General features: G+C 73.3%; 19 protein-coding genes and 1 pseudogene. 12 read left to right on the forward strand and 8 right to left on the reverse strand.

What is annotated here, in order from left to right:
* Positions 1-2: 2 nt before the first annotated feature.
* Complete coding sequence (locus AC5K6T_RS10765) at positions 3-842, reverse strand: TIM barrel protein (protein ID WP_493207931.1); 840 nt, start codon at positions 840-842, stop codon at positions 3-5.
* A gap of 260 nt (positions 843-1,102) precedes the next feature.
* Here AC5K6T_RS10765 and AC5K6T_RS10770 point away from each other — a divergent pair, with 260 nt between their 5' ends.
* The 7 genes from AC5K6T_RS10770 to AC5K6T_RS10800 all read left to right on the forward strand — a co-directional run bounded on the left by AC5K6T_RS10770 (position 1,103) and on the right by AC5K6T_RS10800 (position 6,962).
* The gene (locus AC5K6T_RS10770) at positions 1,103-1,354 is read left to right on the forward strand and encodes a hypothetical protein (RefSeq protein ID WP_493207933.1); all 252 of its coding nucleotides are present in this window, start codon (positions 1,103-1,105) and stop codon (positions 1,352-1,354) included.
* 44 nt (positions 1,355-1,398) lie between these two features.
* Positions 1,399-1,710 (forward strand): helix-turn-helix domain-containing protein, encoded by a 312-nt coding sequence (locus AC5K6T_RS10775; RefSeq protein WP_493209281.1) that lies wholly within the window; start codon positions 1,399-1,401, stop codon positions 1,708-1,710.
* 139 nt (positions 1,711-1,849) lie between these two features.
* Positions 1,850-2,359, forward strand: coding sequence for a 2-oxo-4-hydroxy-4-carboxy-5-ureidoimidazoline decarboxylase (gene uraD / locus AC5K6T_RS10780; RefSeq protein WP_493207935.1), 510 nt, complete (start codon positions 1,850-1,852; stop codon positions 2,357-2,359).
* Positions 2,360-2,361: 2 nt separating this feature from the next.
* Positions 2,362-2,763 (forward strand): hydroxyisourate hydrolase, encoded by a 402-nt coding sequence (gene uraH, locus AC5K6T_RS10785; RefSeq protein WP_493207936.1) that lies wholly within the window; start codon positions 2,362-2,364, stop codon positions 2,761-2,763.
* Between the two features lie 4 nt (positions 2,764-2,767).
* On the forward strand, positions 2,768-3,715 hold the full coding sequence (gene pucL, locus AC5K6T_RS10790) for a factor-independent urate hydroxylase (RefSeq protein ID WP_493207937.1): 948 nt from the start codon (positions 2,768-2,770) through the stop codon (positions 3,713-3,715).
* 165 nt (positions 3,716-3,880) lie between these two features.
* Positions 3,881-5,260: an 8-oxoguanine deaminase gene (locus AC5K6T_RS10795; RefSeq protein WP_493207939.1), complete on the forward strand. Its 1,380-nt coding sequence runs from the start codon at positions 3,881-3,883 to the stop codon at positions 5,258-5,260.
* Between the two features lie 313 nt (positions 5,261-5,573).
* On the forward strand, positions 5,574-6,962 hold the full coding sequence (locus AC5K6T_RS10800; protein ID WP_493207941.1) for a nucleobase:cation symporter-2 family protein: 1,389 nt from the start codon (positions 5,574-5,576) through the stop codon (positions 6,960-6,962).
* Between the two features lie 389 nt (positions 6,963-7,351).
* Here AC5K6T_RS10800 and AC5K6T_RS10805 read toward each other — a convergent pair whose 3' ends face one another.
* The 5 genes from AC5K6T_RS10805 to AC5K6T_RS10825 form a co-directional block, all read right to left on the reverse strand.
* Positions 7,352-7,774, reverse strand: coding sequence for an acyl-CoA thioesterase (locus AC5K6T_RS10805; RefSeq protein WP_493207942.1), 423 nt, complete (start codon positions 7,772-7,774; stop codon positions 7,352-7,354).
* 69 nt (positions 7,775-7,843) lie between these two features.
* Complete coding sequence (locus AC5K6T_RS10810; RefSeq protein ID WP_493207944.1) at positions 7,844-8,503, reverse strand: hypothetical protein; 660 nt, start codon at positions 8,501-8,503, stop codon at positions 7,844-7,846.
* 639 nt (positions 8,504-9,142) lie between these two features.
* A complete protein-coding gene (locus AC5K6T_RS10815) occupies positions 9,143-10,003 on the reverse strand; it encodes a hypothetical protein (RefSeq protein ID WP_493207945.1) in 861 nt (286 codons plus the stop codon).
* Positions 10,003-11,265: a VWA domain-containing protein gene (locus AC5K6T_RS10820; RefSeq protein WP_493207947.1), complete on the reverse strand. Its 1,263-nt coding sequence runs from the start codon at positions 11,263-11,265 to the stop codon at positions 10,003-10,005. The genes AC5K6T_RS10815 and AC5K6T_RS10820 overlap by 1 nt, the downstream gene beginning before the upstream one ends.
* A gap of 69 nt (positions 11,266-11,334) precedes the next feature.
* The gene (locus AC5K6T_RS10825) at positions 11,335-12,885 is read right to left on the reverse strand and encodes an IucA/IucC family protein (protein WP_493207948.1); all 1,551 of its coding nucleotides are present in this window, start codon (positions 12,883-12,885) and stop codon (positions 11,335-11,337) included.
* 107 nt (positions 12,886-12,992) lie between these two features.
* On the opposite strand from AC5K6T_RS10825, the gene AC5K6T_RS10830 reads away from it, so the two are divergent.
* The 3 genes from AC5K6T_RS10830 to AC5K6T_RS10840 all read left to right on the forward strand — a co-directional run bounded on the left by AC5K6T_RS10830 (position 12,993) and on the right by AC5K6T_RS10840 (position 16,349).
* Positions 12,993-14,519, forward strand: coding sequence for an IucA/IucC family protein (locus AC5K6T_RS10830; protein ID WP_493207950.1), 1,527 nt, complete (start codon positions 12,993-12,995; stop codon positions 14,517-14,519).
* 357 nt (positions 14,520-14,876) lie between these two features.
* On the forward strand, positions 14,877-15,308 hold the full coding sequence (locus AC5K6T_RS10835; protein WP_493207952.1) for an NfeD family protein: 432 nt from the start codon (positions 14,877-14,879) through the stop codon (positions 15,306-15,308).
* Between the two features lie 3 nt (positions 15,309-15,311).
* Positions 15,312-16,349: an SPFH domain-containing protein gene (locus AC5K6T_RS10840; RefSeq protein WP_493207954.1), complete on the forward strand. Its 1,038-nt coding sequence runs from the start codon at positions 15,312-15,314 to the stop codon at positions 16,347-16,349.
* A gap of 194 nt (positions 16,350-16,543) precedes the next feature.
* On the opposite strand, the pseudogene AC5K6T_RS10845 reads toward AC5K6T_RS10840, so the two are convergent.
* Positions 16,544-16,750: pseudogene (locus AC5K6T_RS10845) on the reverse strand (RICIN domain-containing protein); the annotation flags it as partial.
* Positions 16,751-17,323: 573 nt separating this feature from the next.
* On the opposite strand from AC5K6T_RS10845, the gene AC5K6T_RS10850 reads away from it, so the two are divergent.
* Positions 17,324-18,235 carry a HipA family kinase gene (locus AC5K6T_RS10850; RefSeq protein WP_493209283.1) on the forward strand — a complete coding sequence of 304 codons (912 nt, stop codon included), beginning with the start codon at positions 17,324-17,326 and terminating at the stop codon, positions 18,233-18,235.
* A complete protein-coding gene (locus AC5K6T_RS10855; protein WP_493207956.1) occupies positions 18,232-18,513 on the forward strand; it encodes an Rdx family protein in 282 nt (93 codons plus the stop codon). The genes AC5K6T_RS10850 and AC5K6T_RS10855 overlap by 4 nt, the downstream gene beginning before the upstream one ends.
* Here AC5K6T_RS10855 and aceB read toward each other — a convergent pair.
* Positions 18,503-20,125, reverse strand: coding sequence for a malate synthase A (gene aceB / locus AC5K6T_RS10860; protein WP_493207958.1), 1,623 nt, complete (start codon positions 20,123-20,125; stop codon positions 18,503-18,505). The genes AC5K6T_RS10855 and aceB overlap by 11 nt on opposite strands.
* Positions 20,126-20,302: the final 177 nt, after the last annotated feature.

Here is a 20,302-nt window from a genome sequence, read left to right on the forward strand (position 1 = left end):
GGTCAGCGGGACAGCCAGTCGAAGGCCTCGGCGCTGGGGCGGTCGCCCGGCTTGTACTCCAGGCCGACCAGGCCGTCGTAGCCGGCCTTGCGGAGCTGGTCGAGCAGATCCGCGAGCGGAAGCGCGCCGGTGCCCGGGGCCCCGCGGCCGGGGTTGTCGGCGATCTGGACGTGGCCGGTCTTCGCGGCGTACCGCTCGATCACCGCCGGCAGGTCCTCGCCGTTCATGGACAGGTGGTACAGGTCCATCAGGAACCGGGCGTTGTCCAGGCCGGTGGCCTCGTTGACCCGGTCGACGACCTCCACCGCGGCCGGCGCGCTGACCAGCGGGTACAGCGGCGACTCGGGCCGGTTCAGCGCCTCGATCAGCAGGATCGCGCCGATCCGGTCGGCCGCCCGGGCCGCGAGGACGAGGTTCTCCAGGGCCAGGGCGTCCTGCTCGGCCGGGTCCACGCCGTCGACGCGGTTGCCGTACAGCGCGTTGAGCGCCCTGCAGCCCAGTGACTGCGCGAAGCCGGCGGCCACGCCGACGTTGGCGCGGAACCGCTCCGACTCCTCGCCCGGCACCGACAGGGCGCCGCGGTCCGGGCCGGGGAGCCGGCCGGCGTAGAAGTTCAGGCCCGTGAGCTGCACGCCCGCGTCCTCGATCGCCTTCCTCAGGGCGTCGAGCTCGGACTGCTCCGGGGTCGGGGTGTCGATCCAGGGCCACCACAGCTCGACCGCGGTGAAGCCTGCCGCGGCCGCCGCCGCGGGGCGCTCCAGGAGCGGGAGTTCGGTGAAGAGGATCGACAGGTTGACGTCGAAGCGCTGGTCTGCGGCTGTGCTCGATGCAAAACCTGGCATCGGGTCCGCGCTCCCTTCCGTACTGTGCATTTCCGTACCGTGCATTCCGTATTGCGGAAGTTCGTTTCTGCTCAACGGAAGATTGCCTTCGTCGAGGGACGGCTGTCAAGGGTCCTTGCGACAAACTGCCCACCGGTGGCGTCGTACGAAGGCACGGAGCGCCGCAGGTCCGGGACCTCTTCCGGACGGCGGGGCGCCGGACGGCCCGGCACGCTCGCGGGGGCTGCCGGAACCTCCGTGCGGGGCGTTAGGTTGGGCGCGTGCGATTGAGAGTGGAGTTCACGACCGAGCCGTTCGACCTCGACGAGGCGCCCGCGCACGCCACGGCCGCGCGCGGGGTGATCGAGGCGGCCGAACTGGACGCGGTGGACGTCGGCCCCTTCGGCAACACGGCGGAAGGCGGCGCCGACGCGGTTCTCGCCGCCGTGGACGCCCTGCTGCGCGCGTCGCTCCAGGCCGGGGCCACCCGGGTCTCGCTCCAGGTCAACGTGCTCGCGGAGGGTGCCGAGTGAGCGCCGAGCCCTTCATCGCGGCGGTGAAGCCCCTGGTCGACGCCATGGGCGGGGAGATCCTCCCGCCGGACGAGGCCGGCCCCGAGGACGTCGTGCTCTCCTGGGAGGGCGCGGCCGTCGTCGCCGTGCGGCTGCCGCAGCTCGCGGACTCCCTGGATCACATCCTCGCCGCGATGGAGCGCAGGAAGGGCATGCCGCTCGCGGACCTGGACCGCAGGGCGAAACAGGAGGTGGTGCGGATCCTGGAGGCGCGCGGCGCGTTCGCCGTGCGGCACGGCGTGGAGACGGTGGCCGGCGCCCTCGGGGTCAGCCGCTTCACCGTCTACAACTACCTCAACCGTGAGAAGGGCGCCTGAGCCCGGCGAAGGCCCCCGGGTGCGGGTGACGGCCCCGTCACACAGAATTTTCAACAAAGTGTTGACGTCGCGTTCCGGAGGGCGTTAGCTGTCCGCAGCCCGTTCAGCACGAAGGCCGTATCCGGCCACGGAGGCTCCCGTGACGTCGACATCCACGCCGGGCCTGGCCCGGTTCAACGCACTTGAGGAGGACGCGGCACGTGCCGCGCTCCACGAGGCGTGCGCCTCCACCGCATGGGGGCGGCGGCTGCTCGCCGCCCGCCCGTACGCCACGCCCGAGCAGCTCTACGCCACCGCCGACGCCGCCCTCGCCGGCCTGACCGCCGAGGACCTCGCGGAAGCGATGGCCGGACACCCGCCGATCGGCCGCCCCAAGCCGGGCGACCCCACCTCGGCGCGCGAGCAGCGCGGCCTGGCCGGCGCCTCCGAGGAGCTGAAGGCGGAACTGCTCGAACTGAACCTGGCCTACCAGGACAGGTTCGGCCACGTCTTCCTGATCTGCGCCACCGGCAGAACCGGCGAGCAGATGCGGGACGCGGTCAAGGAGCGGATCGGCAACTCGCCGGAGCGGGAGCGCGAGATCGTGCGCACCGAGCTGGGCAAGATCAACCGCATCCGACTGGCCCGACTCGTCGAAGAGGACACCTGAGCATGAGCACCAGCACCACCGCCTCCGTGTCCACGCACATCCTGGACACCTCCGCCGGCCGCCCGGCCGCGGGGGTCGCCGTCCGGCTGTCCGCCCGTGGCGGCCGGCTCGCGGACTGGCGGGCGCTCGGCGGCTCCGCGACCGACGCGGACGGCCGGTGCAAGGACCTTCCGGACCTGCCGGAGGGGACGACCCACGTGCGGCTCGACTTCGGGGTCGAACCGTACTTCGAGGAAACCGCGAAGAAGCAAGCCGATGCGCAGCAGGACGCCCCCGCGACTCGGGACAGCGGTGCCGTGTTCTTCCCGGAGGTGGCGATCACCTTCGCCGTGAACCCCGGCGAGCACTACCACGTACCGCTGCTGCTCAACCCGTTCGGCTACTCCGTTTACCGAGGGAGCTAGCTAAATGACCGTCAATTCCCGCCCTGCCCGGCCTGTGCTTCTGGGACAGAACCAGTACGGCAAGGCCGAGAACCGAGTCGTCAGGATCACACGGGAGGGCGCCACCCACCACATCAAGGACCTCAACGTGTCCGTGGCACTGAGCGGCGACATGGAGGAGGTCCACTACTCCGGCTCCAACGCCCACGTGCTGCCGACCGACACCACGAAGAACACGGTGTTCGCGTTCGCCAAGGAGCACGGCATCGAGTCCGCCGAGCGGTTCGGCATCCACCTCGCCCGCCACTTCGTCACCTCCCAGGAGCCCATCCGGCAGGCACGTATCCGCATCGAGGAGTACGCCTGGGAGCGCATCGAGTCCTCCGACGCCAACAGCAGGTTCATCGGCGCCGACGAGGTCAGGCACTCCTTCGTCCGCCAGGGCCAGGAGGTCCGCGTCACCCAGATCACCTACGACGGCTCCTCGTGGGAGGTGATCTCCGGTCTGAAGGACCTCGTGGTGATGAACTCGACCAACTCCGAGTTCTGGGGCTACGTCAAGGACAGGTACACGACCCTCCAGGAGGCCTACGACCGCATCCTGGCCACCCAGGTCTCCGGCCGCTGGCGCTTCAACTGGACCGACGACGAGCAGAAGATGCCCAACTGGGACAAGTCCTACGAGCAGGTCAAGAAGCACATGCTCCAGGCCTTCGCCGAGACGTACTCGCTGTCGCTGCAGCAGACGCTCTACCAGATGGGCGCGCGCATCATCAACAACCGCAGCGAGATCGACGAGGTCCGCTTCTCGCTCCCGAACAAGCATCACTTCCTGGTGGACCTGGAGCCGTTCGGGCTGAAGAACGACAACGAGGTGTACTACGCCGCCGACCGCCCCTACGGCCTGATCGAGGGCACCGTCCTGCGGGACGGCTGCGAGGCGAGGATCCCCGTGGACCTCACCAACCTGTAGGCCGCAGGACACCGGGCCCCGGCCCGGAGCACGACCGACTTCGGCACCCGCGGCCGGGCGGGCTGTGGAGCCCCCCGGCCGCGGCACTCAAAATCTCCCAGGGTCCTGCCGTGCCCTCTCCACTTCAGTATCTTTCATGAAAAGCATGAAAAAAGGGGACGCATCATGGCAGCAGGCCAGCGCATCGTCATCGAGAACTGCGCGATCGCGACCGTCGACGCGAACGACACCGAGCACGCCTCCGGATACGCCGTCCTCGCCGGCAACCGCATCGAGGCGCTCGGCGCGGGCCGGGCCCCCGAGGGCCTGGAGAACGTCGTACGCCGCATCGACGCGACCGGGCACCTGCTCACCCCCGGCCTGATCAACACCCACCACCACTTCTACCAGTGGATCACCCGCGGCCTGGCCACCGACCACAACCTGTTCGACTGGCTGGTCGCCCTGTACCCGACCTGGGCGCGCATCGACGAACAGATGGTCCACGCGGCCGCCCAGGGCTCGCTCGCCATGATGGCCCGCGGCGGCGTCACCACCGCCATGGACCACCACTACGTCTACCCGGAGAACGCCGGCGACCTGTCCGGCGCGATCATCCGCGCCGCCCGCGACATGGGCGTCCGCTTCACCCTGGCCCGCGGCTCGATGGACCGCAGCGAGAAGGACGGCGGACTGCCGCCGGACTTCGCGGTGGAGACACTCGACGGCGCACTCGCCGCGACCGAGGAGACCGTCCGGCAGTACCACGACGCCTCCTTTGACGCGATGACCCAGGTCGCGGTCGCCCCCTGCTCCCCCTTCTCCATCTCCACCGACCTCCTGCGGCAGGGCGCCGAACTGGCCCGCCGCCTCGGTGTGCGCATGCACACCCACGGCTCGGAGACGGTCGAGGAGGAGAAGTTCTGCCACGAGCTGTTCGGCATGGGCCCGACCGACTACTTCGAGTCCACCGGCTGGCTCGGCGAGGACGTGTGGATGGCGCACTGCGTCCACATGAACGACTCCGACATCGCCGCCTTCGCCCGCACCCGGACCGGCGTCGCCCACTGCCCCTCGTCCAACGCCCGGCTCGCGGCCGGCATCGCCCGTGTCCCCGACATGCTCGCGGCCGGAGTCCCCGTCGGCCTCGGCGTCGACGGCACCGCCTCCAACGAGTCCGGCGAACTCCACACCGAACTGCGCAACGCGCTGCTCATCAACCGCCTGGGCGCCCACCGCGAGGCCGCGCTCAACGCCCGCCAGGCCCTGCGCCTGGGCACCTACGGCGGTGCCGAGGTCCTCGGCCGTGCCGCCGAGACCGGCTCCCTGGAGCCCGGCAAGCTCGCCGACCTGGTGCTGTGGAAGCTGGACACCCTGGCCCACGCCTCCATCGCCGACCCGGTGACCGCGCTGGTGTTCGGCGCGGCCGCCCCGGTCACCGCCTCCTTCGTCAACGGCGTGCAGATCGTCGACAACGGCCGCCTCACCACGGCCGACGAGGACGCGATCGCCCGCACCACGCGCGAGCAGGCGCAGCGCCTGGCGCGGATCGCCGCCCGGGGCTGACCGCCCGCAGAGACTCCGGCCGGGAGGGACGGCTCCCGGCCGGCGGCCGTGGACCCGAGCGGGGTCCACGGCGGCCGTCTCCGGGGCGCGCGCCGGACGTGCGCGCCCCGGAACGGTCCCCGTCCCGGGCCCTCCCCCTTCTCGGCCCTTCTCGGCCCTTCTCGGCCCTTCTCGGCCCTTCCCGGCCCCTCTCGGCCCTTTCTCGGCCCTTCTCGGACCGGCCGGGGCGGGAGGCACCCCCTCATGCCCGCGTGCACCACCTCCCTGAAACCCGTGTCAGATCCGACGCGTTACCCGACCGGAGGAGCCGCCCGTGTCCGCCCACCCCGTCGACGAGAAACTCCCCGCCCTGAAGATGGCGACCACCGGCCTCCAGCACGTGGCCGCCATGTACGCCGGGGTCGTCGCCCCGCCTCTGATCGTCGGCGCCGCCATCGGCCTGACCGGCACCGAACTCACCTTCCTCACCGGTGCCTGCCTGTTCACCGCGGGTCTCGCCACCCTCCTGCAGACGCTCGGCGTCTGGAAGATCGGCGCCCGTCTGCCGTTCGTCAACGGCGTCACCTTCGCCGGGGTCGCCCCCATGACGGCGATCGTCGCCTCCACCGACGACCCGTCCGATGCTCTGCCGGTCATCTTCGGCGCGGTCGTCGTCGCCGGACTCCTGGGCTTCCTCGCCGCCCCCGTCTTCTGCAAGGCGGTCCGCTTCTTCCCGCCGGTGGTCACCGGCACGGTCATCACCCTCATCGGTGTCTCCCTGCTGCCGGTCGCGTTCGGCTGGGCCCAGGGCCCGGACCCGTCGGCGGACGGCTACGGCTCGGGCGCCCATCTGGGCCTGGCCGCCGTCACCCTGCTGATCGTGCTCCTGCTGCGCCGGTTCACCCGCGGCTTCGTCAAGCAGATCGCCGTGCTCCTCGGCCTGGTGGCCGGCACCCTCATCGCCGTGCCGCTCGGCGCCACCGACTTCTCGCCGGTCGCGGACGCGGACATCGTCGGCTTCCCCACCCCGTTCCACTTCGGCGCGCCCCGGTTCCAGCTCGCCGCGATCGTGTCCATGTGCGTGGTGATGGTGGTGTCGATGACCGAGTCCACCGCCGACATGCTGGCGCTCGGGGAGATCGTCGAACGCCCGGCGGACGAGCGGACCATCGCCGCCGGACTGCGCGCCGACACCCTCGGTTCCGCCCTGAGCCCGGTGTTCAACGGGTTCATGTGCAGCGCCTTCGCCCAGAACATCGGGCTGGTGGCGATGACCCGGGTCCGCAGCCGCTTCGTGGTGGCGGCCGGCGGAGGCTTCCTGGTCCTGATGGGCCTGTGCCCGGTGGCCGCCGCCCTCATCGCGGTGGTGCCCCGCCCGGTGCTCGGCGGCGCCGGAGTGGTGCTGTTCGGCTCGGTCGCCGCCAGCGGTGTCCAGACGCTGGTCCGTGCCGGCCTCGACCGGGACGACAACGTCCTCATCGTCGCGGTCTCCCTGGCCGTCGGCATCATCCCGATCACCGCGCCGGACTTCTACCACTCCTTCCCCGAGACCGCGAGGATCGTCCTCGACTCCGGCATCTCCACCGGCTGTGTGGCCGCCGTCCTGCTCAACCTGGTCTTCCACCACCTGGGCCGGGGGCGGCAGGCCCAGGACGTCACCCGCCCGACGGAAGCGGGCGACGAACCCGCCCCCGCGGCGAGCCGGGCTCCCACCCGGTCCTGAGTCCTCCCGGCCCGGGCCGGGAGGCACCGGCCCCGCCGCACCGCGGGCGCGGACCCGCCCGGCAGGAGCCGCGGAGACCCGCTCCGGCTCGACGGTCCCGGGCCGCCCGGCCCGCGCCGCCGTCCCGTCCCGGCAGGAGGTGACGCCCCGTCCCGGCCGGGGCGTGCCCCCGCGGTCGCCTCGCACGCCGGACGGTCGTCCGGGCGGGGCAGCGTACGTGTCCGGGCGGGGGACGCCTCCGGTACCTGTCCCGTACCTGTCCCGTACCTGTCCCGTACCTGTCCCGGTTCCCACCGGTGGGAACCGGGGGCACCCACCGGACGGGGGGCCGGCGGGACCGGGAGGCTCGGGTGACGCCGGTGCACCCGGCCGCTCCGGCGGCCCCGGGCCTACAGGCCGAAGAGCGCCGGGTCCGCCGCCATCTCCTTGAACCGCTCGCGCGGATCGGCCAGCAGGCGGCGGGCCGAGAGATCCATCAGGCCGCCCACCGCCTCGATCTCCGCGGCGACCGTGCCGTCGGCCTTCCGGATCGTCTGCACGATCCGGAACGTCTTCCCCTCGCTCCAGACGAAGGTGCAGCTCACATCGACCTCTTCACCGGCCAGCAGTTCACGCCGGTACCTGATCGTCGTCTCCAGCGCGACCGGGCCGACACCCCGCTCCTGGAGGTCCCGCTGGCGGATGCCCACGGCCTGGAGCAACGACCAGCGGGCGTGCTCGGCGTAGTTGAGGTAGACGGCTTGGTTGAGGTGGCCCTGGACGTCGGTCTCGTAGCCACGCACGGTCACCGGGACGGAGAACGGCTCGCTCACTGCTTTCCCTCGTCTTCCCCTCATTGCGGCAGGCGCTGTGGGTGCGCTGCACCGATCCTGTCACGCCGTTCACGCCCGGCGCGGTGAGGCCAGCAGGTACCGCTCCCGGCTGCGCGGGTCCGTGTGTTCGCCGGCCTGCCAGCCCGCCCGCTCCAGCGTGTCCGCGCAGCCCCGCAGCGCCGCCGGGTCCGGGGCGTGCACGGCGACGGCCTCCGGCTGCGGCGTGGCCCGCACCCGGTAGCCGGGAGCGTCCGGCCCGGCCGGCGGCTGCCCGCCCGCCTCCAGTGCCAGCGCCGCGGCCCGCACCAGGTGTGCGCGCTCCCAGCCGCACGGCCGGTCCGCGGCACCGTCCGGGTTGGTCATCCGGCGCAGCTCCAGCAGCCCCTGCCAGGCGCCGTGCACCTCCCGCGCGCGGGCCGGCCCGGTGCCGGCAGGGTCCTCCTCGCCGCCCACCCGCGCGGCGAACACACCCCCCGTCGCCGCGGGCTCCGCGGACCCGCCCCGGGACGGCACGGCGGCCTCCGCGGGTATCGCCTCCTGCCGCTCCGCCTCCCGTATCCGGTGCCCCGCGGGCGTGAGGAAGTGGGCGTGCGGCGGCCGTGGGTGGCGGAACGCCAGGCCATGTCTGACCAGCGCCGCGAGCTGCGTCTCCGATCCCTGGAGCCGTCCGGTGACCGGGTCGGCGGCGTGGATGACACGCCGCTGGGCGGCGGTGGGCGGTCGGGTCACGGCATGCTCCTCTCCCTGAGGTCTCGACGGTCCTCCGGGGCCTCGGCCGTCCGGCCGGCCGCGGATCGGCCGTCCGGCCGGGGCAGCCCGGCGTCCACGGCTCCGGCCCGGCAGGGCCACCGAGCCGGTACGGACTCTACGAAGACTACGACCCGCCACCGACCGTCGCCCCGGACCGGCCCTGCGACCCCGGCCGAAGGCCGGGGGAGTGCCGGCGGGCCCCGTCCTGGACGCACACGGGCTTCCGGCCGGTGCGGCGAGTGGGGCTCCGCCCACGCCCCTGCGGGAGGGGGCGAGCGTGCCGGGCGTCGCGACGGGGCGACCGTCCGGCGCCGTGGCACCAGGGCGCGCGGGGTTCCGGAAGGGCGGAGGCCCGCCCCGCGCACCCCGGCACACGACGGGCCTCCGCCCCACTCGCCCGCCCCCGGCCCGGGCCCGCTCCGGGCGCGGCCGGAGCCTGGCCGGGACGCGCAACGGGCCGATGCCGGGCCGGACGACAGGGACCGGACCCGGCCGGACCGGGCCGTGCTCGGAGCCGGGCCGGGCCGTGGCCACAGGCCCCGTCGGGCCCCGCCCCGCCACCTCTCGGCCCGCCGCCTCTCGGCCCGCCGCCTCTCGGCCCCGTCCGCGGACTCGGCGTCAGGTTCCGGACGTCGGAACCCGCAAGGGCCGGCCCGACCCGCGGGTCAGCCGGTAGCCGCCGATCCCGGCGAGCGCGGCCAGTGCGCCGCCCACCGCGGTCCACACCCAGCGGTCCGACCACCAGCCCGAGGACCAGCCGTCCTCCGGCTCGATGGCGGACAGCACGGCGGCGGCCGAGTCCTGCCCTTCGGCCTCTTCGGCCTCGGCGTCCCCGCCGCCGTCCTCGTCCGCGCCGCTCTGCGAGGACTGCGCGGACCCCATCGCGACGCCCGGGACCAGCGGCTCGCCGAGCGACCCGTCGACCGCGGCCGCGCCGCCGATCTCCTTGGCGTCGACCCGCACCTCCGCCTCCACCGGCAGGCCGCGGTCGGCGGTGCTCAGGCCGACCGCGGTGAGCCGCAGGTAGTAGGTGCCGGGCAGCGGGTCGTTGGCCCACGGCTCGGACCAGGCGCGCACGGTCCGCAGCACGCAGGCGAGTTCGAGGGAGGTGACCCCCGCGGCGGCGGTCCGCGTCTGGCGGCCGTACTGGCACGACTGGTGGCGGCGCAGCCCGTCGTAGACGTCCACCTGCCAGGTCCCGCCGGTGTGGGCCGGCGGCAGCTTCACCGTGGCCGTCACCTTCGGCCGCTGCCCGGCGTCCGCCGGGAAGGACCAGTACAGGTAGTCGCCGGTGGAGCCGTTCGCCGTGGCGGTCCGCCCCTGGTCGATCTCGGTGGCGGTGCGGAAGGACGTGCCCGCGACGGTGGGGGCCGCGCCGTCCTCGGACGGGCTCGCCGACGGCGTGGAGTCCGCGGCGGCGGGCGCGGCCGCGAGACCGAGCACCAGCAGGGCCGCGCCGAACATCTTCGTGACACGCATCAGTTGGTCCTCCAGACCGCGACCCGCCAGCGCGACAGCCAGCCCCACAGCACACCGGCCAGGAACCCGGCCACGATCAGCGCGCCCAGCAGCCACCAGCCGCGCCCGAGACCGAAGGCGGCCACGTCGTCGGAGTCGCCGGGGCCGTCGACGACGTCCACGGTCAGCTCCAGCGGCAGACCGGGGGTGGCCTGCACACCGGAGGCGCCGGAGAAGGAGTGCGCCACCTGGAGGCAGACGGCCTCGGCCGGTGCGTCCTCGTCGTCGCCGTCCGCCTTCGGGTAGCGCAGGCCGGTCGACACCATGTCCGTACGGCCGGTGCCCGCGGCCTCACCGCGGACAATCTCCCGCCCGTGGACGGTGACGGCCCGCAGCAGCACACCGTAGGAGGGGGAGACGGCACGGTCGGCGGCCACGCTCACCGAGGCACGGAGCTCCTTGCCCGGCTCGACGTCCACCCGGTACCAGCGCTGCTGCCCGAACTCCGCCCGGTCGGTGTAGAGACCGGAGGTCAGGGCCGGCGCCCCGGCGCAGGCGTCGGCGCCCTCGGCGGCCACCGGAGTCACCACCGGGTCCGCCGCCCGGTCCACCAACTGGTTGACCTTGTCGGTGAGTTCGTCGGCGTGCTCGACGGAGGTGTAGGTGCCGCCGGTCGCCTCGGCGATGCAGCTGAGCTGCCTGCGCATCTTCGTGTTGGGCACCAGACCCAGCGTGTCGATGGTCAGCCCGATGCCGCGCGCGGCGATCTCCCGGGCCACCTCGCACGGGTCCAGCGGGGCGCAGGTGTCCTCCCCGTCGCTGATCAGCACGATGCGCTTGGAGCCGGTGCCGCCGTCGAGGTCGTCGGCCGCCTTCAGCAGCGCCGGGCCGATCGGGGTCCAGCCGGTGGGTGTCAGGGTCGCCACCGCCGTCTTGGCCTCGGTGCGGTCCAGCGGGCCGACCGGGTACAGCTGTGCGGTGTCCTTGCAGCCCGTCTTCTGGTCGTCGCCCGGGTAGTCGGCGCCGAGGGTGCGGATGCCCAGCAGGACCCCGTCCGGGGTGGCGTCCAGCACCTCGTTGAACGCGTGCTTCGCCGCGGCCATCCGGGACTGTCCGTCGATGTCCCGGGCCCGCATCGAGCCGCTCACATCGATGAGCAGGTTCACCTTCGGCGCCGTGGCCGTGGTCTCGTCGGCGACGGCCGCGGTCGGGGCCGCGAGCCCGGCGGCCAGGGCGGCCAACAGGACGCACACTCCTGACGCCAGCCGTTTTCTTGTGATCATCGGCGGATCCTATTGAGCCGGGGCGCCGGGCTTCAAAGCGGGGTCTTCCGCGCCGTCGGCAACTCCCCCTCACCTCAGCGGATTCGGCAGCCGGGTCCACCGGCCGCCCGGTGCGCCCGGGGACAGCCGCATCGACGTCAGGGCCTTCGCGGGCAGCGGCCGCCCGGTCAGCGCCTCCAGGTCGGGGGTGCGCGGCAGATCCCCTACGGCCGCCTCCAGCGCGGCCCGCAGCGCCGCGCGGGATCCGGCCGTTCCCGCGAGGGCGCCTGCCACCAGCGATCCGAACAGCTTGCGCCGCAGGGCCTCCACGTCGTCGGTGAGGACCCGTGCGGGCACCCCCGCGGGCAGCGCGATGCCGTGGCGGGCCAGCCGGACGGGACTGACCCGGATGTCGGCCATGTCGCGGTAGACCAGCCGCAGCGGGTCGCCCGAGGCGGAGAGCACCACCAGCAGGTTCTGCCCGTGCGCCTCCAGTGCCACGCCCAGCTCCAGGACCCGCAGGCCCACTCCGAGAGCGAGCCGGGCGAACGCGGCCTGCCAGCCGGCCCGGCCGGGAAGCCCGGTCGAGGGCAGTGCGGCGACCGGCACCACCCGCTCGTCCCCGGCCGCGTACACCTGAGGCGGCTCGCGCAGCAGCGCCGCCAGGCCGGGGGAGCCGGCGGTGGCCGCGCCCAGCGTCCGCGTCAGGTGCAGCAGCCCGTCGGTGCGGGCCGCGAGTTGCTCGCCGAAGACCGACAGAGCCGCCGCGGCGGCGACGGACCCCGTCGACATGTCCCGTACCGAGGACGTCAGCCGGGTGCTCAGCGCGGTCTTCACATGGGGCCCGCCGGGCACCTCCAGGGTGCGCAGCGACATCAGCGGCCGCGCGGACGGCCCCGGCCCCGGCGTCGCCTTCAGGACGTGCGCGGCCTGCCAGGGATGCACGGGGAGCAGGAGGCGCCGGCCGTCGCGCAGCTCCTTCGGCCAGCAGCCCGACACCAGGCAGTGCCCGGCCGCCACCGGCACCAGCCCCAGCTCCACCAGCGGCCCGTGCTCCGGCCCGTACGCGAGCTGGTCGGCTGTGGAGAAGCCCGGCCGGGAACGGCAGTTGGGGTGGTACGGGTGCCCGTCCGTGACCCGCCGCTCCCACTCCCAGCCGTCCACCGGCCACCCGGCGCCGCCCTGCGGGCGGTTGGCCCGGGACAGCGCCAACGAGACCGCACTGTGGTCGAGTTCCCCGGCGAAACCCGCGTACGGTGCCCGCCCGGCGGCCGCGGCGGAGTCGCTGGACCCGGTCGTCCCGGGCCCGCCGTCCGGCGACCCGAGCGCCGTCACGAGCCGCGCCGGATCCTCGTACCGCACGCCGTCCAGCCGCACCTGCGTGACGTACGCGTCGGTGGCGTACGGATCCGGCGCCGGGCCGTGCAGCCGGCGCCCGTCGCGCAGCCGCAGCACGAGGACGTCGCGGGCGGGCTCGCGGCGCTCCACCCAGCGCAGCGGGTCGTGCGCCAGCCCCCGCCACAGCCGGGTCAGCACCGCCGCCCGCGCACCGGCCAGCCCGGCGGTGAACGCCGGCAGCAGGCCGGGGCGTACGACGGCCAGTTCGGCGGCCATCGTGGCCTCGGCAGGGTAGGGATGCACGGTCGGGCTCCTCGGGTGTCCGGGGAGGCGAGCGTACGACGGTCCCGGCCGGGCGGGGCGCCAGCGATACTGATCGTCTCCGCTCTTCACGGACCGTATGGAACGAAATGGATCGCGTGGATCTTCTTCCCCCGCACACCGGTGACGACGTCACCGCACGCGCCGACGCCTACGCGGCCGCGCCGCTGCTCAACTGCCTGCTGCGAGAGGTGGCACGCCCGGTGGAGACCGGGCTCGGGCGGTCCGGGTGGTCCGTGCACCGGCTGCCCGGGGGCCGGCTGCTGCGGGTGCGCGGCACCCGGCGGCCCGCCGCCGCCGAACTCGGCGCGGACGGCGCATGGCGCCCGCTGGGCCACGGCGATCTGGTGCAGCTGGTCGCCGAGGAACTGACCCTGCACACCGGCCGGTCCAACCACGAGCTGCCGGCCGAAATGGCCGACAGCCGGGACGCGGTCGCCGCGATCCTCGCCGCGCGGGCCTGGGCCGCCCCGCCGGACGACCTCTACCTGCGCTCGGAGCAGTCGCTGGTCACCGGCCACCCGTTCCATCCGGCGCCCAAGGCGCGCGGTGGCGGACCCGCGCACGGCTGGCTGCCGTACGCACCGGAGGCGTACGCCCGGTTCCCGGTGGTACTGCTCGGGGTCCGCGCGGACGAGGTGGTGGCGGACGGCGACACCGCCGCCCTGGACGCGCTCGGCCAGGCACCGCCCGGCTACCGGCTGCTGCCGGCCCATCCCTGGCAACTTCAGCTGCGGGGCGGCGAGCTGGCGGACGCCTTCGCGGACGGCCGGCTGATCCGGCTCGGCACCACCGGCTTCCCGCTGTGGCCGACGTCCGCCGTGCGCACGCTGTACGCCCCCGCACCGGACCTGTTCCTCAAGTTCAGCCTGGACGTGCGCATCACCAACGACATCCGCCGGCTGTGGCGGCACGACCTGGCCGCGCTGCGCCGTACCGACACCGCGGTGGTGCGGGCGTTCACCGGGCTCCCCGGGGCGTCCTGGCTGAGCGACCGGGGATACCGCACCGCACGGTTCGCCTTCGAGGAACTGGCCGTGCTGGTCCGCGAGGGCTTCACGGACCGGGTGCCGCCCGGCGCGGTGCCGGTGCTGGCCGCCGGGCTGGTGGAGGGCTTCGAGGGCAGTCCGCTGGACCGCACGGCGGACCCGGCGGGCTGGTGGGAGGCCTATCTGCGGGCGGTCGTGCCCCCGGTGCTGGCGGCCTTCGCCGACCACGGCGTGGTGCTGGAGGCGCATCTGCAGAACACGCTCGTCGCGGTGGACGCCGACGGCACGCCCGTGCGGGCCCTGTTCCGCGACGCGGAGGGCGTGCGACTGCTCGCGGACACGGACCGGGCGGCGGGCTGGGAGCGCCTGGTGTACTGCCTGGTGGTCAACCACCTGATGGAGATCGCGGCCGCTCTCACCGAGCGGCACCCCGGGCTGGACCCCTGGCCGGCCGTGTGCCGCGAACTGGCCCGGCACGGACTGTCCGAGGCGGCCGCCCTGCGCTCCGCGCCGACCCTGCCCGGCAAGACGAACCTGCTGCTGCGCTGGACCGGCGCGGCCGGCGCGGACGCCCGCTACCTGCCCCTGCCCAACCCGCTGGCCGCCGTGTCGGAGGCCTCGCCGTAGCGCACGCCTCGTCGTGGCTCGCGCCCCGGGCCCGGACGTACTCCTCACCGCGGCGCTGTGCCGTCCAGGGACGTCCGCGGTACGGGCTCGTCGTACGGTCGGGCTCGTCGTGCCGTACGGGCTCGTCGTGCGGTCCGGGACCGTCATGCCGTACGGGATCCCCGACGAGACGGGGTTACTTTCTCCCTTACAGGTTAAAATGAGAGTAAAGGTTGTCACCGCGCTGTGCCGGGGACACCCAGCGTCGGACCCTGCTGTGCGGGCCGTACCGTCACAGGGGTATCCACCGTCCCCCCGGCGGGGGTCCAATAGCGGGAGTCACGCCTTTCCTAGCCGCGTCGGCAGAAGGGGCAGGCAATGGATCTTTGGCTGATCTGGTTGATCATCGCGGCCGTGCTGGCCGTGGCGGAGGTCTTCACGCTCACCGCCGCACTGGGCATGCTGAGCGCCGCCGCGCTGGTGACGGCGGGGTCCGCCGCGGTCGGGCTGCCGCTGCCCCTCCAACTGGTGGTGTTCACCGTGGTCACCACGGTCACGCTGCTGTTCGTCCGTCCTCTCGCGCTGCGGCGTGTGCTCCAGCCGCCGAAGGCCCGCTTTGGGGTGGACGCGCTGGTCGGCCAGGACGGCTACGTCGTCGCGGAGGTGACGGGGCGGGGCGGCAGGGTCCGCATCGGAGGCGAGGAGTGGACGGCCCGCGCCTACGACGAGACGCTGGTGATTCCTTCGGGCGCGGTTGTCGACGTCATAGAGATCAGTGGTGCCACAGCGATCGTCTACCCACGGGGCTGAAACATGGACATCTCGGCGTTCCTCGTTGCCGGCCTGATCGTCGCGCTCTTCGCGGTCTTCACCGTGGTGCGGGCGGTCCGTATCGTGCCCCAGGCACGCGCCCGCAATGTCGAGCGGCTCGGCCGCTACCACCGGACACTGACTCCCGGCCTCAACCTGGTCATCCCCTACATCGACCGCGTCCATCCGGTGATCGATCTGCGGGAACAGGTCGTCTCGTTCAAACCGCAGCCGGTGATCACCGAGGACAACCTGGTCGTCGAGATCGACACCGTCCTCTACTTCCAGGTCACCGACCCCCGGGCGGCCTTCTACGAGATCGCGAACTTCCTCCAGGCGGTCGAACAGCTCACCGTGACCACCCTGCGCAACGTGGTGGGGTCCATGGACCTGGAGAAGACCCTCACCTCGCGGGACACCATCAACAGCCAGCTCCGCGGTGTGCTGGACGAGGCCACGGGCAAATGGGGGCTGAGGGTCAACCGCGTGGAGATCAAGGCCATCGACCCCCCGCAGACCATCAAGGACGCGATGCAGAAGCAGATGCGCGCCGAGCGGGACAAGAGGGCCGCGATCCTCGGGGCCGAAGGGCAGCGCCAGTCGCAGATCCTCACCGCCGAGGGCGACAAGCAGGCCGCCGTCCTGCGCGCCGAGGGCAACCGGACCGCCGCCATCCTCCAGGCCGAGGGCCAGTCCCGGGCCATCGACGAGGTCTTCCAGGCCGTGCACCGCAACGACCCCGACCCCAAGCTGCTCGCCTACCAGTACCTCCAGATGCTGCCGCAGCTGGCCCAGGGCCCGGGCAGCACCTTCTGGGTCATCCCCAGCGAGATGACCTCCGCGCTCCAGGGGGTGTCCCGCGCCTTCAGCGAGGTGCTCCCCCAGTCGCCGGCCACCCGCGAGGCTCCGCGGGACGACATGTCCGCCCAGGCCGCCAGCGACAAGGCCCAGGCCGAGGAAGCCGCCGCGGCGGCCCTGGCCGACGCCGCCGAGGCCGACAGCGGCACCCCCGGCGCGCTGCCCCCGGACGTCTCCCGCTGACCCGAGCGCACCGGGGAGCCGTCGGTGGGCGAGGGACCCTGCACGCCGGACGCGGCGGTGCCGGCGGGCAGCGGGCCGCGGGGAGGCGCATGGTGTGCACCTCCCCGCCGCCCCGGAGACCGGGCCCCGGAGGGTGGGTCGACCCCGGGCCGCCTCACGAACGCGCGAACTCACGGCCGGGCGGCCTCACGGCCTCACGGGGTCGCCGGGACGGTCGGGACGTTCCATTTCTGGTTGGCTCCGCCGTTGCAGTCCCAGATGACCAGCCGGGTGCCGTCCGTCGTGTTCCACCCCGGCACGTCCAGGCAGCGGCTGGATGTGGTGTGGCGCAGTGTGCCGTCCTCGTACGTCCACTGCTGGCTCGCGGCCCCGCTGCACCGCCCCAGGACCGTCGGCGTGCCGTTGGCCGTCCCGCCGCGGTCGACGGGCGGGCTCTCGGACTACGACCTGATCGAGTGGCGCAGGCCTCTGCGGTTGACCCGGGGCGTGGGCGGAGCCCGGAGGGCATCGGCCGCGCCGGGGGCGTTCTCCGCCTTCGCCGGGCTTCCGTGCGCTGCGGCACGCTCACGCCCGCGCCGTGCCGGAGGCGGGGGAGTCCGCGGCGGGACCGGCGCGCCGGCCCGGGCGCTCCTCCCCGGCCGTCACGCCTGCCTACTATGCTCTTTTCGTACCGAAGGCCGAAGGCCGAAGACCGAAGGCCGAAGACCGAAGGCCGAAGACCGAAGGCCGAAGACCGAAGGCCGAAGACCGAAGGCGGAAGACCGGCGGTCGAGGGCCGGCGGCCGGAGACCGGCGGCCGGAAGCGGGCGCACCCCCGTGGACGCCCTGCCGGGGAGAGCGGGAGGCGGGCCGGCCGGGAACTCCCAAGAACTCCCCGGATTCTCCCCAGGGCTGAGCGGGGAGGATCTCCCGGATTGCGCCGCAACGGAGTGTGCCGTGGAATGTCAGGTGATCGAGTTGTGGGGTCTTGGAAGATGCTGAGAGAGGTTGTTGCGACCCGCTACATCGAACCCCTGCACTCCGGCGGGTCCGTCCCCGGCGTCGTCGAGGCGGACGACCTGGGCACGTACGTCGTCAAGTTCACCGGGTCCGCGCAGGGGCGCAGGGCACTGGTCGCCGAGGTGATCGTCGGGGAGCTGGCCCGCGCGCTCGGGCTGCGGTTCCCGGAGCTGGTCCTGGTGCACTTCGACCCGGCCGTCGCCGCGCACGAGCCGCACCAGGAGGTGCGTGACCTGCACGGGGCGAGCACGGGAGTCAACCTCGGGATGGACTTCCTGCCCGGGGCGCGGGACCTCACCCCTCAGCTCGCCGAGTCGTTTCCGGTCGACCCCCTGGAGGCGGGGCGGATCGTCTGGCTGGACGCGCTGACCGCCAACGTCGACCGGACGGTGCACAGCTCCAACCTGATGGTGTGGCCCACCCTGGGCACCGTACCGCCGCGGCTGTGGCTCATCGACCACGGTGCGGCGCTCGTGTTCCACCACCGCTGGGACGGCGCCGACCCGGCCCGCGCCTACGACTTCCGGCACCACGCCCTCGGGCGCTACGGCCCCGACGTGCGCACCGCCGACGCCGAGCTCGCGCCGAAGGTCACGGGGGAACTGCTGCGCCGGATCGTCGCGGGAGTACCGGACGCCTGGCTCGCCGACGCCGGCACCGGCCCGCCCGCCGAGACCCGCGAGGCGTACGTGGAGCACCTCCTCGCGCGTGCGGCGGCGTCCGGCGCGTGGCTGCCCACCGACTTCCCCAGCCGGGAGGAGCTCGCCGCCGAGGACGCCCGGCGGGCGGCGCGGACCCGGCAGGGCCGGCCGGCGTGGCTGAAGCGGGTCCCCGACCTGCACGGCAGGCCGGCCGTGGAGCACGACGGGTCGGTGCACCTGCGATGAGCGGACGGGTCCAGATCGAGTACTGCACCCAGTGCCGGTGGCTGCCGCGCGCGGCCTGGCTGGCCCAGGAGCTGCTCACGACCTTCGAGGCCGAGCTGGAGGAGCTGGCGCTCAGGCCCGGCACCGGCGGGGTGTTCGTGGTGCGGGTCGACGACGAGGTGGTCTGGGACCGCCGTGAGCAGGGCTTCCCCGAGCCCACGGCGGTCAAGCGCGCCGTACGCGACCGGGTGGCCCCGGGCAGGGCCCTGGGCCACTCGGACCGGGACGTCAGCCCCTGAGCTGCTCGTAGGCGGGCAGGGTCAGGAAGTCGGCGTAGTCGGCGTCGAGCGACACCTCCAGCAGCAGGTCGTGGGCCTGCTGCCAGTGGCCGGCCGCGAAGGCCTCCTCGCCCGTCTCCTCGCGGATGGCGTCCAGCTCCTGCGCGGCGACCTTGCGGGCCAGCTCGGGCGTGGCCTTCTCGCCGTTCTCGAACTCGACCCCGGCGTTGATCCACTGCCAGATCTGCGAGCGGGAGATCTCGGCGGTGGCCGCGTCCTCCATCAGGTTGAAGATGGCTACGGCGCCCAGGCCGCGCAGCCACGCCTCGATGTAGCGGATGCCGACCTGGACGGCGTTGACCAGTCCGTTGTAGGTCGGCTTCGCCTCCAGGGTGTTGACTGCGATCAGGTCGGCCGCCTCGACGTGGACGTCCTCGCGCAGCCGGTCCTTCTGGTTCGGCCGGTCGCCGAGCACCTTGTCGAAGGACTCCATGGCGATCGGCACCAGGTCGGGGTGGGCGACCCAGGAGCCGTCGAAGCCGTCGCCGGCCTCGCGGTCCTTGTCGGCGCGCACCTTCTCGAACGCGACCTGGTTGACCTCCGCGTCCCGGCGGGAGGGGATGAACGCGGCCATGCCGCCGATGGCGTGCGCGCCGCGCCTGTGGCAGGTGCGCACCAGCAGCTCGGTGTACGCCCGCATGAACGGGGCGGTCATCGTGACCGCGTTGCGGTCCGGCAGCACGAACGCCGGTCCGGCGTCGCGGAAGTTCTTCACGATGGAGAACAGGTAGTCCCAGCGGCCGGCGTTCAGGCCGGAGGCGTGGTCGCGCAGCTCGTAGAGGATCTCCTCCATCTCGTACGCCGCGGTGATGGTCTCGATCAGCACGGTGGCGCGGACGGTGCCCTGCGGGATGCCGAGCCGGTCCTGTGCGAAGACGAACACGTCGTTCCACAGGCGGGCCTCAAGGTGCGACTCGGTCTTCGGCAGGTAGAAGTACGGGCCCTTGCCGAAATCGAGCAGCCGCCGGGCGTTGTGGAAGAAGTACAGGCCGAAGTCGACGAACGCGCCCGGCACCGGCTGCCCGTCGACCTGCAGGTGGCGCTCGTCCAGGTGCCAGCCGCGCGGCCGCATGACGACGGTGGCGAGCTCCTCGTCCGGGCGCAGCGCGTACGACTTGCCGGACCCGGGGTCGGTGAAGTCGATGTTCCGGGTGTAGGCGTCGATCAGGTTGAGCTGGCCGGTGACGACGTTCTCCCAGGTGGGCGCCGAGGCGTCCTCGAAGTCGGCGAGCCAGACCCGGGCGCCCGAGTTCAGGGCGTTGATCGTCATCTTGCGGTCGGTGGGGCCGGTGATCTCGACGCGGCGGTCGTTCAGCGCGGCGGGCGCCGGGGCGACCTTCCAGCTGTCGTCCGCGCGGATCGCGGCGGTCTCGGGGAGGAAGTCGAGCGTCGAGGTGCGGGCGATCTCGGCGCGGCGCTCCCGTCGGCGGGCGAGGAGTTCGTCACGCCGGGGCGTGAACCTCCGGTGCAGCTCGGCCACGAAGGCGAGCGCCGCATCGGTGAGGACCTCCTCCTGCCGGGGCAGAGGCTCGGCGTCGACGATGGCCAGCGGAGACGGCGCTGGTGCGGACATGAGCTGTCACTTCCTTCAGCGATGGCACCGGGTGCCATGAGGGACGAACAGGGGCGATTCGCACCCGCTGTGCGGTCGAGTGCTTCTGATCAGTGGATAGTAGTTTCCTCATTGTGGAATCTCAATGGTTTGTTGATGTCGAGATTCTCCGAGTCGAGGCAAGGTGGCGCACGGTGC

This window comes from Streptomyces sp. B8-7 (assembly GCF_058833805.1).

Excerpts from the sequence above, each read along its gene's own strand:
- AC5K6T_RS10830 (WP_493207950.1), top strand. The coding sequence starts at position 12,993 with ATGGATCGCGTGGATCTTCTTCCCCCGCACACCGGTGACGACGTCACC.
- AC5K6T_RS10815 (WP_493207945.1), bottom strand. The coding sequence starts at position 10,003 with ATGCGTGTCACGAAGATGTTCGGCGCGGCCCTGCTGGTGCTCGGTCTC.
- AC5K6T_RS10775 (WP_493209281.1), top strand. The coding sequence starts at position 1,399 with ATGGGCGGGGAGATCCTCCCGCCGGACGAGGCCGGCCCCGAGGACGTC.
- AC5K6T_RS10855 (WP_493207956.1), top strand. The coding sequence starts at position 18,232 with ATGAGCGGACGGGTCCAGATCGAGTACTGCACCCAGTGCCGGTGGCTG.
- AC5K6T_RS10850 (WP_493209283.1), top strand. The coding sequence starts at position 17,324 with ATGCTGAGAGAGGTTGTTGCGACCCGCTACATCGAACCCCTGCACTCC.
- AC5K6T_RS10765 (WP_493207931.1), bottom strand. The coding sequence starts at position 842 with ATGCCAGGTTTTGCATCGAGCACAGCCGCAGACCAGCGCTTCGACGTC.
- AC5K6T_RS10795 (WP_493207939.1), top strand. The coding sequence starts at position 3,881 with ATGGCAGCAGGCCAGCGCATCGTCATCGAGAACTGCGCGATCGCGACC.
- AC5K6T_RS10835 (WP_493207952.1), top strand. The coding sequence starts at position 14,877 with ATGGATCTTTGGCTGATCTGGTTGATCATCGCGGCCGTGCTGGCCGTG.
- AC5K6T_RS10820 (WP_493207947.1), bottom strand. The coding sequence starts at position 11,265 with ATGATCACAAGAAAACGGCTGGCGTCAGGAGTGTGCGTCCTGTTGGCC.
- aceB (WP_493207958.1), bottom strand. The coding sequence starts at position 20,125 with ATGTCCGCACCAGCGCCGTCTCCGCTGGCCATCGTCGACGCCGAGCCT.
- pucL (WP_493207937.1), top strand. The coding sequence starts at position 2,768 with ATGACCGTCAATTCCCGCCCTGCCCGGCCTGTGCTTCTGGGACAGAAC.
- AC5K6T_RS10840 (WP_493207954.1), top strand. The coding sequence starts at position 15,312 with ATGGACATCTCGGCGTTCCTCGTTGCCGGCCTGATCGTCGCGCTCTTC.
- uraH (WP_493207936.1), top strand. The coding sequence starts at position 2,362 with ATGAGCACCAGCACCACCGCCTCCGTGTCCACGCACATCCTGGACACC.